A 12344-nucleotide genomic window follows, 5' to 3' on the forward strand; every position below is an offset into this window, starting at 1 on the left:
GAGTGCGTCAGCTCACCTACGACGGGGTGCCCATCCCCGGTCTGAACGACCTGGTCCGGACGGCCATCCGGCTGCACCCCGCGCCGGGACTGCCTCGTCCGGACGAAAGCCACTTCGGCGGCCCGCTGCTCTGGCCGTCGGACGAGCCCTGGCCGGAGTGCCCGGTGACCTGGCCGCCGGACCCCGACGCGTCCGACGACGCGTGGCCGGGCGGGCATCCGCTCGACGAACCGGTCCCGGCGATGGTCGGCGCGGCGCAGTTCTTCCGCGACGACTTCCCGGAGCAGCCGTTCCCGGAGGGCACCGACGTCCTGCAGATCCTGTTCTGCCCCCTGGAGCACGACAACCCGTACCACCGCGGCCCTGCGGTCCGGCTGGTGTGGCGCGACTCCGGCGAGGTGGGGGACATCGCGGACCCGCCGCCCGCCCCCGAAGACGCCGAAGACGCCTACCTGCCGGAACCCTGCGTCTTCGAGCCGTGCTCGATCGACGAGCTGCCCCGGCTCTGCGACTTCCCGCCGGAGACCCGCGCCGCGCTCGGCATCCCCGAAGGCGCGAGCGAAGACCCGGAGGGCTGGCCCGAGCTGGACCACTACGCGAAGATCGGCGGCTGGACGGCCTGGCACGCGGCCGGTCGCGTCGATCTGGGCTGCCGGGAGTGCGGCGCCGAGCTGAGACAGACGATCGCGCTGGCCACGGAGGAACACGAGGTCGGCTGTGGCTGCGGGGTCGACGAGGACGGACCGGCGGGCTGGGCTTTCGGCGACCGGGGAGTGCTGAACATCTTCACCTGCCCCACCGATCCGCGGCATCCGTTCAAGGTCCGCATCGCCTGATCAGCCGGGTGGTAGCAAAGGTCCCCCGCTCCAGTGCTGGAAGACGAGGTTCGTGTGCACCCGGGCGACCTCGTCGCGGGCGGTCAGTTCGTCGAGCACCAGCCGTTGCAGCTCGGTCGCCGAAGCGGTGGCGACATGCGCGAGGAAGTCGTCCGGGCCGGTCAGGTGGTAGACGGCGCGGACCTCGGGCAGCGCGAGCAGATGCTCGACGAACGAGTCGACCAGCGCTCGCCGGTGCGGGCGGACCTGGACGAACAGGAGCGCTTCGAGCGGGCGGCCGAGTTTGGCCGCGTCCACCTCGGCGCGCTGGCCGATGATCACCCCGAGCTCGCGCAGCCGGTTGACGCGGTCGAGACAGGTCGAGGGCGCGACGCCGACCTCGGCCGCCAGATCCTTGTTCGAGATCCGGGCGTCGTTCTGCAAGAGCCGCAGAATTCGAAGATCAACCGTGCTCAGTTCGACAGAATCCGCCATCGGCGAATGATATCCGAGCATATTGCGGCAGGTCCGGAGAAAATCGCACCATCTGGCGTATGACCGCAACGCTGCGCACCCGAGCCGTCCACGCCGGCCGTGACGATCTCACGGACCTCGGCGTCCACGCCGCTCCGCTCGACCTGTCCACGACCTACCCGTCGCGGGACAGCGTCGAGGAGGCGGGCCGCATCGACGAATTCGCCGCCACGGGCTCGCTGTCCGGGCTCCCGGTCTACGGGCGCCTGAGCAACCCGACCGTCGAGCGTTTCGAGAAGGCGCTGGCCGAACTCGAAGGGTTCGAAGACGCCGTCGCGTTCGCCACCGGCATGGCCGCGGTATCGGCCTCGCTGCTCGCCGCGGTGGCGCAGGGCAAGCGGCATATCGTCGCCGTCCGACCGGTCTACGGCTGCACCGACCACATGCTCACGTCCGGGCTGCTCGGCACCGAGGTGACCTGGGCCGATCCGGAAAGCGTGGCCTCGGAGCTGCGCCCCGACACCGGGCTGGTGCTGCTCGAAACGCCCGCGAACCCGACCCTGCGCGAGGTCGACATCGCCGAGATCGTGCGTGCCGCGGGCGAGGTCCCGGTGCTGGTCGACAACACCTTCGCGACTCCGGTGCTCCAGCGGCCGGGACGGCACGGCGCCCGGTTCGTCCTGCACAGCGCCACCAAGTTCCTCGGCGGACACGGCGACGTCATGGGCGGCATCGTGGCTTGCGACGCCGAAGACGCGGGGATGTTGCGACAGATCCGCTTCGCCACCGGAGGCGTGCTGCACCCGCTTGCCGGATACATGCTGCTTCGCGGCCTCTCGACCCTTCCGCTGCGCGTCAACGCCGCGTCCGCGACGGCCGCCGAACTCGTCGAGCGGCTTCGCGGCCACGCGAACGTGAGCGCCGTGCACTACCCGGCCGTCGGTGGCCCGCTGATCGCGTTCGAGGTCGACGGCGATCCGCACGCGCTCATCGGCGCGGTCCGGCTGATCACCCCGGCCGTCAGCCTCGGCAGCGTGGACTCGCTCATCCAGCATCCCGCCTCGATCAGCCACCGGATCGTCGCCGAGGACGACCGGCGCGGCGCGGGGGTCACCGACCGGCTGATCCGCATGTCGGTGGGGCTGGAGGACGTCGAGGACCTGTGGCACGACCTGGATCAGGCACTCAAGGCGTGCTGAGTTCCTGTTGGTGAACCCGCGTCCGCGATCGACGTCGGCAGGGCGCCGCCTGGTTGTCCACCTCACGGACGTGGATAAGGCGCCCTGCCACCGCGATAGCGGGGCCTTCGGCCGGGCGGGTTCACGCGTCTGGTCACTTTCCGGATGGATCTCAGCTCCGCCGACAGGCTCTGAGTTCTGCGATCGTCATCACCGGGATGTCGACAAATCGTCCGGCCTGGTTAACCTGGTCGGGTGAAAGATCTGGTCTCGTCCTGGGTGGAATCTTCGGCTCGTAGCACGCTTTCCCGGCTGCACCAGCAGATCGGGGTGGCCGGGCTCGCCGCCGCGGCGGCCGTGCCCGGGCTGTCGGCCGTCTTCGATCAGCACTCCGCCGCGGTGCGGGACATCCTCGCGGTCGGGGTCGAAGGCTCGGCGGCGGTCGCGGGGGTCGTCCTCCTCGCCGGCTACACGCGCGGGCTGCTTGACGAGGCGAAGGCCAAGGGCTGGACGCTGCGGGCTCCGGCCGATCTGACCGCGTGGACCACCAGCGACTGGCTGACCGCGCGGCTGGTCGGCGTGTGTTCGCTGGCCGCCTCGATGGACGACCGGCGGACCCAGCCGACCGGGAACGGGTAGGGCGGCCGGACGCCCCACCCGCTCCCGTGGAAGGTCAGCGGTACTCCGGCGGAGGGGGCATGTTTCCACCGGGGGGCCGCTGGCCGGGATCCTGGTGCTGCGGCACCTGACCCTGGCTGGGCGGGAACTGCTGGTGCTGCGTCGGCGCGTTCGGGTTCGCGGCGTGGTGTCCGGCGGACACCGGCTGGTTGACCGTCGTCCGCTCGGCGGGCACCTCACCCGAGCGGCCGGCGTCCTCGCGACCGCGCTGGTAGGCCTCGGCCTGTGCCTTCGCGGCGGGGATCTCCGCCTCGGCCCGGCCGAGCCAGGTCTCCCAGCGCTGCTGCATCGGCTTGATGAGACCACCGCCGACACCGACGACGGCGATACCGCCGACCGTGGCGAGCACGGTGATCAGCACCGGCATCGTGACCGCGGTGGCCACGCCGATCTGGTTCAGCGCGGCGATCGCGCCGAGGCCCCAGATGAACACCGACGCGATGGTGGCGAGCACCTTGCCGTAGGAGACACCGCCGAGGGCGTTGCCGATCAGATCCTTGACCGCCTTGGCGACCGCGCCGGCGATCACCACGATGACGATCGCGACGATGGCGCGCGGCAGCCACGCGACGATGTCGTTGAGCAGCGCGCTCACCGGGTTCGGGCCGAACACGCCGAACGCGAACTGCAGGGCGATCAGCAGGATCGCGTAGTAGACGATCTTGCTGATGATGCCCGAGGCGTCGAACTGGCTGCGCGCGAGCATCTGTTTGAAGCCCCCGCGTTCGAGCAGCCGGTTGAACCCGACCTTCTCGAGCACCATGCTCACGGCCTTCGAGAGCGCCTTGGCGATCAGCCAGCCGATGAACAGGATGACCAGGAACGCGAGCAGTTTCGGGACGAAGGTGGCGACCGAACTCCAGGCGCTCGACACGCCTTGACCGAAGTCGACGGCCGCCAGTGCTGATGTGGCCACTGGACTTTCTCCCTTCCCACCACTGGAGCTTCCAGACTGGTGGGAAGGGGGTACCCGCCATTCGGGCGATCACACGTTCCGCCACCCGAACGGGTGGGTCAACTGCAGCAGCCTCCACCGCAACAACCGCCTCCACCTGCGGAAACAGGGGCAGGACCGGAAGCCGATCCGGTCAGCGCGACGGTCGTCAGCAGCTTGACGGTGTCCTGATGGCCCTCCGGGCACGGAGCGGGCGCACCGGACTCGCTCATCGGCCGCAGCAGTTCGAAGGTTCCGGCGCATTCGCGGCAGCGGTAGGCGTAGGTCGGCATTCCGCCATTATCCCATCTCCTTCCGGCCGCCGGGATGGCAAGCTGGCCTGGTGGAACTGCCTGTCGCGGCGCATGTGCCGCACCTCGGCCAAGTCGTCCCGTCCGTGCTGTCCGCCCTCGGCGCCGGAGAGTTCGCCAATTCGCTGAGCCTCACGGAGGCCTCCAGCGCCTGTGTCCTGCTCATCGACGGGCTCGGCTGGGAGCTGCTGGCCGAGCACGCCGCCGACGCGCCCGTCCTCACCCAGCTGGCGAAGTCGCCGCTGAGGGTCGGTTTCCCGGCGACGACGGCGGCCGGTCTCGGCGCGATCGGCACGGGGCTGGCGTCAGGGGAGCACGGCCTGGTCGGGTACAGCTTCGAGGTGCCGGGCACCGGCGTCCTGAACGCGCTGCGCTGGAGCAGCCACGTGGACGGCGGCGACCTCCGCGGGGCGTTGCCGCCGCGCGAGGTGCAGCCGCTGCCGACGACGTTCGAACGCGCGGCGGCCGCCGGGATCACGACCAGCGTGGTGTCTTCGGCGAAGTTCGCCGATACCGCGCTCACCCGGGCGACGCAGTCCGGCGCGCGCTATGTGGGTGTCCACGCGCTCGGCGACCTGGCCGCCTGCGTCCTGCACTGCCTCGAAGCGCGGCCCGCGTTCTGCTGGGGCTATCACAGCGAGCTCGACATGCTGGGCCACATCTACGGACCGGGTTCGGCGCCGTGGCGGATGCAGCTGCGGCAGGTCGACAGGCTGGTGGAGTCCATTGTGGACGGGCTGCCCGCCGGGGCGCTGCTGGCGGTGGTGGCCGACCACGGGATGGTGACCGTCGAGGGCGCGCTCGACATCGACGAGACCCCCGCCCTGCTCGGCGGGGTCCGGGCCATCGGGGGCGAGGTCCGGGCACGGCACGTCTACAGCGAAGCGGGCGCGGAAACCGACGTCCTGGCGGCCTGGCGCGAGGTGATCGGCGACCGGGCCTGGATCCTCCCGCGCGACGAGGCCGTCGAGGCGGGCTGGTTCGGGCCGGTCGCCGATCGGGTCCGCCCGCGCATCGGTGACGTGGTCGTGGCGGCGAAAGGCCGTTTCGGGCTCGTACGGGAACTGGCGGAGGCAGTCGAGTCCTCCTTGGTCGGCCAGCACGGCTCGCTCACGCCGGCCGAACAACTCGTCCCGCTGGTCCTCGCGCGCGGCTAGCCGCAGAACTCGGCGAACATCGCGCGCAACACGGCCGAGCGCGCGGCTTCTGAGGTCAGGTTCGTGGTGACGCCGACCGTGATCTGCCTGGCCCCGTCGGAGGTCCGCATGCTCCAGGTGTTGTAGCCCGGCACCGAACCGTTGAAGCCCCATGCCTCCGGCGCGGCGCAGCCCTGCGGGAGCCGGAGCCGCATGACGCCCAGGCCCGAGTCCACTCCGGGAACGCCGCTGGGCACGGTCTTGCGCATCTCGGCGAGCTGCGCGGCGGGGAAGAGCCGTCCGCTGAACAGGGCGCCATAGAACCGGTTCAGGTCGTCGGTGGTGGAGATCAGGTTCCCGGAACCCCAGAACCGCGACATCTCGTAGTCGGTGACATCGGTCAGCGGCGCGTCGGGGCCGTACAGCCGTTCGTAACCGCGGGCGGCCGCGTGGTGGACGTAGGGATAGCGGTACGGGAGGGAGCTGTCCCGCATCCCCGCCTTGTCGAGAACCCGTCGCTGCAGCACGGAGTTCAGCTCCTCGCCGGTGACCTTTTCGACGAGTTTCCCGAGCACGGCGTAATTGGTGTTGGAGTACACCATGCCCTGGCCGGGCGGGAAGGCCAGCGGCTTGCCCTCGGTGCCCCGCCGGATGGTCTCTTCCGGTGGCTGGTGCTGCCAGCGGGTGGTGTCGATCTCGGGCAGGCTGTTCCACCGGTCGGTCGCCGGGATCCCGCTGGTGTGCTGCAGCAACTGGCGTACGGTGATCGGCTCGGTGTACGGCAGCAGCCCGGGAAGGCGGTCCTGGACGCGGTCGTCGAGGCCGACCTCGCCCGCACCGGCCAGTTGCAGGACGGCGGCGGCCACCACGCTCTTGGTGATGCTGCCCGCCCGGAACCGGCCGCGGGGGTCCGGCGCGCCGCCCGTCGTGACGTCGCGGACGCCGCTCTGGCCGTGCCAGCCGCCGTCCTGGTCGAGCACCGCGGCGTACGCGCCGGGCGCACCGGCGGCGACGGCGTCGTCCAGCGCCTTTTGCAGGCCTTCCCTGGCAGGGGCGGCGATGGCCTGGCCTGCGGTGAGTGTTCCGGAGAACAAGGCGGTGCCGGCGACGATCGCCGCCATACCGCGAAACAGACGATTCATACGCCCGACGCTAGGAGGCGCCCGGCGCCGGGACAGCCCCTATAAACCCCTCTTAGCCGGTCAGGAGGGCTTCCTGGCCGAGAACCGCACGCTCCGCTTCGGCACGTGGTCGACCTTGATGTCGGTGAACCCGGCGTCGGTGAGCCGGGGCCAGAGCGAGACCGGGTCGAGCGTGTTCATCGTGTCGCCGATATGGAGGAGCCGGAACGGCAGGCTCTCCAGGCTGTCGATCGCGCGCAGGACACCGCCGGGGCGGAGCACGCGGAACGCCTCGGCGAAGATCGAGTCCTGCAACGCCGTGGTCGGCACGTGGTGCAGCATCGTGAAGCAGACGACCGCCGAGAACTCGCCGTCCTCGAAGGGCATCGCCGCTCCGTCGCCCTCGACGATCCGCACCCGGCCGTCGAATTCCCGTTTGAGGAGGTCCGCCGAGGCCTCGTCGATCTCGACGGCGGTGAGCCGGGGGACGAGCCCGACGAGCGCGCGCGTGGTCGCACCGAAGCCGGGTCCGATCTCCAGGACGGAGTCGCCGAGGTCGAAGCCGGCGACGTTGCCCGGCATCTCGGCGGCGACGGCCTTCGCCCACAGCGCGGAACTGCAGAGTTTGCGGTGCACCAGGTTCATCGGCATGAATCCGAAGCTAACGGTGACCGGTAGGCGATAGGCTGCCAACCGATGTCGAATATCGGACTCCTGCCGCCGATGTCCACGGCGATGGTGCTCGGTGAGATGGACCTGCCGGCGGGCACCTGGCTCCCGTGGCACGAACACGACGGCCACCAGCTCGCCTGGGCGGCGCGGGGGATCCTGAGCGTGAACGTCGGCGAGCGGTATTGGGTGCTGCCGCCGACGCGGGCGCTCTGGATCCCGGCCGGGGTCGTCCACCGGACCGGCGCCACCGCGCAAACCGTGCTGCGGGGGATCTACGCCGCTCGCGACCGATGCCCGGTGCGCTGGCCCGAACCGACCCTCGTCGCCGTCCGCCCGCTGCTGCGCGAACTGCTGGAGCACCTCGGCGCGGCCGACCTCGGCGACGACGCGCGCCGCCGGGCCGAGGCGGTCGCCTTCGACCTGCTCGAACCGGTGGACGTCGTACCGATCACCGTGCCGATGCCGTCCGACGAGCGGGCGCTGGCCGTCGCGCGAGCGGTGATCGCCGATCCTTCGGACCGCCGCGCCCTCGCCGATTTCGTCCAGCACGCGGGTGCGAGCGAACGCACCCTCGCGCGGCTGTTCCTCACCGAATGCCGCACGACGTTCGGCGCGTGGCGGGTCCAGGCCCGCCTGCGCGCGTCACTGCCCTTGCTGGCCGGGGTATGCCGCTGACCGCGGTCTCCCGCCGGATCGGCTACTCCTCGCCGAGCGCTTTCGTCGCCGCGTTCCGCCGCGCGGTCGGGGTGACGCCGGGCGCCTACTTCGGCGGCTGACCCCGAGTTACGCCTTCAAGCACGCGAGTTCCGTCTCTGAGCACGCGTGTTCCGGCTTCCGTCACGCGAGTTCCGTCTTCCGTCACGGATGTTCCGGTTCCGCCGCGCGTGATCGGGCGGACGACACGCGTGATCCGATGGACGACACCCGTGATCAGGCGGACGACACACCCGTTGCCGAGTCCACCGCGCGCCGTCCTCCGGCATCGTCGTGCTTGGAGGCGGAACTCGCGTGCTTGGAGGCGTAACTCGCGTGCTTGGGGGCGTAACTCGCGTGCTTGGGGCGGATCTGATGTGACCCCGGGCGCTCAGCTCGCCGGCCGGGCGGGCCCGCCGTATACCGTTTCGGGCGTGCCACGACGTAACCGGCCCGAACGCGGTGGACGCCCCGACCTCGGCGCGTCGACCGGCTGGGCGCGCTCCGAATCCGCCTCCGACGGCGAGTGGCTGGTGCGCACCGTGCCCGGCGCGCAGGCCACCAAGGATTACCGCTGTCCCGGTTGCGACCACGAGATCCGGCAGGGGACCCCGCATGTGGTCGCCTGGCCCGCCGACGACACCGGCGGGGTCGCCGACCGCCGCCATTGGCACAAGGCGTGCTGGGGCGCGCGGTCCCGGCGCCGTCCGGGCCGCTGGTGACTCAGCGCCGCATGTGCAGCGAGGGCGCTCCCTCGAACTCCTCCTCCGTGTGGACCTTGAAGCCGAGCCGCTCGGCGACCCGGATCGACGGTTCGTTGGACACCATGATGTTGGCGATCACCGGGACGTCGGGGATCTCCCGCTCGGCCCAGTCGACGACCGCGGCCGCCATCTCCGTCGCGTAGCCCTTGCCCCAGGCGAACGGCCAGAAGCGGTACGCGAGGTTCAGCACGCGCTCGCCGTTCCATTCGTGATACCGGACGCCGCCGAACCCGACGATCACGTCCGGATCGTCCGAAGCGGACACCCTGAGATAGCCGAACCCGTGCTCGGCCCATTGCTTCATCCAGGCGTCGTACAGCTCACGCGCACCCTCGACGGTGTGCGGCACGACGTTGAACTTGTTCGTCTCCGGATCGGCCTGCAGCGCGACGATGTTCTCGCGGTCCGCCTCGCGCAGCCTCCGCAGCAGCAGCCTCTCCGTCTTGATCTCTGTCAGCACGGTTCTGACGGTAGCGTCAGGGTGCGACAGAATTATCGCCATGAACGATCTCCCGCTGGTCCTGCTGCACGCCTTCCCCGTCGACGCCCGGATGTGGGACGCGGTCCGCGCGCCGCTCTCGGAACGCCTGCGGCTGATCACCCCCGACCAGCGCGGTCTCGGCCGCAGCCCGTTGCCGGAAACGGACCGGGAGCCGGATCTGGACGACGCCGCCCGCGACGTGGTCGCGCTGCTCGACCGGCTCGGGCTCGACAAGGTCGTCCTCGGCGGCTGTTCGATGGGCGGCTACCTGACGATGGCGGTGCTGCGCCTCGCGCCGGAACGCGTGGGCGGGCTCGTGTTCATCGACACGAAGGCGACGGCCGACACGCCCGAGGCCGCGCAGGCCCGGCACGACGTCGCGGCCCGGGTGGAAGCGGAAGGCGCCGGCTGGATGCCCGAAGCCGTTACACCCGGATTGCTCGCCGAAAAGGCACGCCCGGAAGTGGCCGAACGGCTTCGCGAACTGATCACGACTCAGCCGCCGTCCGGCATCGCGTGGGCGGCGCGCGCGATGGCGGCCCGGCCCGATTCGCTCGAACCGCTGCGCTCGGCGGACGTGCCGGCGCTGGTCGTGGTCGGCGAAGAGGACGGCCTGACCCCGCTGGAAGCGGCGAACACCCTGGTGGAAACGCTGCCTGACGCGACCTTGGTCGTACTGCCGGAGGCGGGGCATCTGACGCCGCTGGAGGATCCGGCCGGAGTCGTCGAAGCGATCTTGGGCTGGTATCCCGCCTGAGAAAGGTTCCCCTCGCCCCTTTAAAGGTATAGCGGACCCCAGGGCTTGCGGCAAGCCCCCATTCCCGGTGCACAATTCGTGCCTTCACGTTTTTGCCGAAGGGGGATTCCCATGCGTGTACTCCTGTCCACTATCGGGACGAGGGGTGAGGTACAGCCGCTGGTGGCACTGGCGGTGCGATTGCGGGAACTCGGCCGGGAAGTCCGGCTTTGCGCGCCGCCGGATTTCCGTGAGTGGGCCGAACGTCTCGGGATCTCCTTCGCGCCGTTGGGGCCGGAACTGCGGTCGACGGCGAAGCCGGATTCCGCGATGACCAAGGCGATGGCCACGCCGGAAGGGCGGCGCGCGATGGCCGAGGCCATGGTGGTGAACCAGTTCGAGACGATGCCGGACGCGGCCGAGGGCTGCGACGCCGTCGTCGCGGGAATGGCCTTGAACATCGCCGCCCATTCGGTGGCGGAACAAAAAGGGATTCCGTATTTCTTCACCGCCTACTGCCCGATAACGCTGCCTTCACTGCACCATCGTCCGCCCGTTTTCCCGGGATGGGCGCCGAAAGATCCCGATGCCGCGATACCGGCCTTGTGGGCGGACGACGCGGAACGGTGGAACGGCCAATGGGGCGGCGTGCTGAACGCGCAGCGGGAAAAGCTCGGCCTCGGGCCGGTGGACGACGTCCGCGGGCATATCTTCACCGAGCATCCGTGGCTGGCCGCCGATCCGGTGCTGGCGCCGTGGCTGGGCCCGTCGGCGCTGGACGTCCACCAGACCGGTGCCTGGCTCCTGCCGGACCACAGCCCGTTGTCGCCGGAACTGGAGGCGTTCCTCGACGACGGGGAACCGCCGGTCTACTTCGGCTTCGGGAGCATCCGCGCGCCGGAGGAGATCGCGAAGGCGATGATCGAAGCGGCGAGGGCGCACGGACGGCGGGCGATCGTGTTCCGCGGCTGGACCGAGCTGGCACTGATCGACGACGAACCCGACTGCATCGCGATCGGGGACGTCAACCAGCAGGCGCTGTTCCCCCGGGTCGCGGCGGTCGTGCATCACGGCGGCGCCGGTACCACCACCGCGGCGACCCGGGCCGGGGTGCCGCAGGTGCTGGTGCCGCAGATGTTCGACCAGCCGTACTTCGCGCGGCGTGTCCGCGATCTCGGGGTGGGGACGTCGATCTCGGGGGAGCCCTCGGCCGAAGCGCTGACGCTCGCTTTGGGCGAGGTGCTTCGCCCCGAGGTCGCCTCTCGGGCCGGGCAGATCGGCGGCGAGGTGCGGACGGACGGCGTCGATGTGGCGGCCCAGCTCCTGATTTCCAGCGTTTAGTCCTCTCGATGCGGTACTTGCGCGTGCAACGACCGCATCCAGAGGACTAAACGCGGGAGGAGAGATAGCGCTCGAGGGCGGCTTCGGCCTCAGGGAGCCGCTCCGGGAACCGCCGCGCGATCACGAACCGCCACGGGACCTCGAACAGCCGTCGCAGCGCGATGAACGGCTCCAGCGACGAAGGCGCCAAGCCGGCCGGGTACGCGTCCAGAGTCGCGCGTCCGGCCTCCGCGTAGAGCACGCCGAGGTCCCAGCCGAGCGGCCCGCGCCAGGTGTCCTCGAAGTCGAGCCAGCACGGCCCGGCCGCCGTCGCGACGACGTTCCCCCGGTGGGCGTCTCCGTGCAGCGGCCGGGCCTCGCCGTCCGGAAGCGCCGCCGCGACCCGTTCGAGTTCGTCGTACAACCGGGGCAGCGCGGGGCCCATGGCGGCGCCGTGCCGGTCGAGCAGCGTCCGGAGTTCGCGGACCGGCCCGAGTTCGGGCAGTTCACCGGGGTAGTCGGCGAGCGCGTCGTGCACCCGGGCGAGGGAAAGCGCCACCTCGCGTGGCGACAGCGTGTGCCCCGGCTCGTGCGGGGTGTAGTGCCAGAGAGTGACCGGGAGTCCGTCGGCGAAATGCGGTCCTGCCGGGGGATCCATGGTCGGTGAGACGACGAGCACATCACGTTCCGTGAGGTGCTTCGACAGCTCGACGTCGCGCGCGAGCCACTCCTCGGGCGAGGACCGGGCGAGCCGGGTCGTGCCGGGGACCCGTGCCACCACCGGACCCAGTCTCACCAGCACGTTCGACTTGAAATGCAGGACCTCGGGGCGGCCGGTCGGCAGGCCGAACCGGTCACCGATGGCGACCGCCGCCGCCACTCCCGCACGTGTGTGTCCGTCGGTCACGGCCCGATCTTGCCAGCCGGTGCGCGCGACTGTCGGTAGTGAGGGCTACGATCCCCACTAGCCGCCGGAATGGGTCCCGAACCCGCCCGGCGACCGCAAATTGACCACCACAAGGTTTGAGTGT

The 12344-nt window shown here is 70.6% G+C and carries 14 protein-coding genes and 1 pseudogene; 8 read left to right on the top strand and 7 right to left on the bottom strand.

Translation table 11 applies throughout. From position 1 onward, the window contains the following. Nucleotides 1-2 precede the first annotated feature (2 nt). Nucleotides 3-836: a hypothetical protein gene (locus MJQ72_RS17020; protein WP_240600128.1), complete on the top strand. Its 834-nt coding sequence runs from the start codon at nt 3-5 to the stop codon at nt 834-836. Here the strand turns inward: MJQ72_RS17020 and MJQ72_RS17025 are convergent, their stop codons facing one another. Then, nucleotides 837-1310 carry an Lrp/AsnC family transcriptional regulator gene (locus MJQ72_RS17025; protein WP_240600131.1) on the bottom strand — a complete coding sequence of 158 codons (474 nt, stop codon included), beginning with the start codon at nt 1308-1310 and terminating at the stop codon, nt 837-839. It lies immediately after the preceding gene. 59 nt (nt 1311-1369) lie between these two features. Here MJQ72_RS17025 and MJQ72_RS17030 point away from each other — a divergent pair, with 59 nt between their 5' ends. Together MJQ72_RS17030 and MJQ72_RS17035 are read left to right on the top strand one after the other, a co-directional pair. Next, the gene (locus tag MJQ72_RS17030; protein WP_240600133.1) at nt 1370-2488 is read left to right on the top strand and encodes a PLP-dependent aspartate aminotransferase family protein; all 1119 of its coding nucleotides are present in this window, start codon (nt 1370-1372) and stop codon (nt 2486-2488) included. 234 nt (nt 2489-2722) lie between these two features. Beyond that, entirely contained in the window at nt 2723-3106 is a 384-nt protein-coding gene (locus tag MJQ72_RS17035; protein WP_240600136.1) for a DUF6401 family natural product biosynthesis protein, read from the top strand. A 34-nt stretch (nt 3107-3140) separates the two neighbouring features. Here the strand turns inward: MJQ72_RS17035 and MJQ72_RS17040 are convergent, their stop codons facing one another. Together MJQ72_RS17040 and MJQ72_RS17045 are read right to left on the bottom strand one after the other, a co-directional pair. Further along, on the bottom strand, nt 3141-4061 hold the full coding sequence (locus MJQ72_RS17040; protein WP_240600138.1) for a mechanosensitive ion channel family protein: 921 nt from the start codon (nt 4059-4061) through the stop codon (nt 3141-3143). Between the two features lie 98 nt (nt 4062-4159). Then, the gene (locus MJQ72_RS17045) at nt 4160-4372 is read right to left on the bottom strand and encodes a zinc ribbon domain-containing protein (protein ID WP_240600141.1); all 213 of its coding nucleotides are present in this window, start codon (nt 4370-4372) and stop codon (nt 4160-4162) included. A gap of 50 nt (nt 4373-4422) precedes the next feature. Between MJQ72_RS17045 and MJQ72_RS17050 the strand changes: the two genes are divergently transcribed. Further along, nucleotides 4423-5547, top strand: coding sequence for an alkaline phosphatase family protein (locus tag MJQ72_RS17050; protein ID WP_240600144.1), 1125 nt, complete (start codon nt 4423-4425; stop codon nt 5545-5547). On the opposite strand, the gene MJQ72_RS17055 is transcribed toward MJQ72_RS17050, so the two are convergent. Then, entirely contained in the window at nt 5544-6668 is a 1125-nt protein-coding gene (locus tag MJQ72_RS17055; protein WP_240600146.1) for a serine hydrolase, read from the bottom strand. The two genes, MJQ72_RS17050 and MJQ72_RS17055, sit on opposite strands and share 4 nt — an antisense overlap. Before the next feature lie 60 nt (nt 6669-6728). Next, nucleotides 6729-7292 (bottom strand): class I SAM-dependent methyltransferase, encoded by a 564-nt coding sequence (locus tag MJQ72_RS17060; protein ID WP_240601350.1) that lies wholly within the window; start codon nt 7290-7292, stop codon nt 6729-6731. A gap of 51 nt (nt 7293-7343) precedes the next feature. Here MJQ72_RS17060 and MJQ72_RS17065 point away from each other — a divergent pair. Beyond that, nucleotides 7344-8095: pseudogene (locus tag MJQ72_RS17065) on the top strand (AraC family transcriptional regulator). Between the two features lie 351 nt (nt 8096-8446). Continuing rightward, nucleotides 8447-8734 carry a hypothetical protein gene (locus tag MJQ72_RS17070; RefSeq protein ID WP_037342519.1) on the top strand — a complete coding sequence of 96 codons (288 nt, stop codon included), beginning with the start codon at nt 8447-8449 and terminating at the stop codon, nt 8732-8734. 1 nt (nt 8735) lies between these two features. Here MJQ72_RS17070 and MJQ72_RS17075 read toward each other — a convergent pair whose 3' ends face one another. After that, nucleotides 8736-9236: a GNAT family N-acetyltransferase gene (locus MJQ72_RS17075; RefSeq protein ID WP_240600149.1), complete on the bottom strand. Its 501-nt coding sequence runs from the start codon at nt 9234-9236 to the stop codon at nt 8736-8738. 40 nt (nt 9237-9276) lie between these two features. Between MJQ72_RS17075 and MJQ72_RS17080 the strand changes: the two genes are divergently transcribed. Both MJQ72_RS17080 and MJQ72_RS17085 read left to right on the top strand, forming a co-directional pair. Further along, nucleotides 9277-10014 (top strand): alpha/beta fold hydrolase, encoded by a 738-nt coding sequence (locus MJQ72_RS17080; RefSeq protein ID WP_240600151.1) that lies wholly within the window; start codon nt 9277-9279, stop codon nt 10012-10014. Nucleotides 10015-10125: 111 nt separating this feature from the next. After that, nucleotides 10126-11334, top strand: a complete 1209-nt coding sequence (locus MJQ72_RS17085; protein WP_240600152.1) for a glycosyltransferase — start codon at nt 10126-10128, stop codon at nt 11332-11334. 46 nt (nt 11335-11380) lie between these two features. Here the strand turns inward: MJQ72_RS17085 and MJQ72_RS17090 are convergent, their stop codons facing one another. Then, nucleotides 11381-12220 (bottom strand): aminoglycoside phosphotransferase family protein, encoded by an 840-nt coding sequence (locus tag MJQ72_RS17090; protein WP_240600155.1) that lies wholly within the window; start codon nt 12218-12220, stop codon nt 11381-11383. Between the last annotated feature and the right edge of the window lie 124 nt (nt 12221-12344).

It is taken from the genome of Amycolatopsis sp. EV170708-02-1, assembly GCF_022479115.1.
Taxonomy (GTDB): Bacteria; Actinomycetota; Actinomycetes; order Mycobacteriales; family Pseudonocardiaceae; genus Amycolatopsis.

Excerpts from the sequence above, each read along its gene's own strand:
- MJQ72_RS17055 (WP_240600146.1), bottom strand. The coding sequence starts at position 6,668 with ATGAATCGTCTGTTTCGCGGTATGGCGGCGATCGTCGCCGGCACCGCC.
- MJQ72_RS17025 (WP_240600131.1), bottom strand. The coding sequence starts at position 1,310 with ATGGCGGATTCTGTCGAACTGAGCACGGTTGATCTTCGAATTCTGCGG.
- MJQ72_RS17030 (WP_240600133.1), top strand. The coding sequence starts at position 1,370 with ATGACCGCAACGCTGCGCACCCGAGCCGTCCACGCCGGCCGTGACGAT.
- MJQ72_RS17080 (WP_240600151.1), top strand. The coding sequence starts at position 9,277 with ATGAACGATCTCCCGCTGGTCCTGCTGCACGCCTTCCCCGTCGACGCC.
- MJQ72_RS17085 (WP_240600152.1), top strand. The coding sequence starts at position 10,126 with ATGCGTGTACTCCTGTCCACTATCGGGACGAGGGGTGAGGTACAGCCG.
- MJQ72_RS17045 (WP_240600141.1), bottom strand. The coding sequence starts at position 4,372 with ATGCCGACCTACGCCTACCGCTGCCGCGAATGCGCCGGAACCTTCGAA.
- MJQ72_RS17060 (WP_240601350.1), bottom strand. The coding sequence starts at position 7,292 with ATGAACCTGGTGCACCGCAAACTCTGCAGTTCCGCGCTGTGGGCGAAG.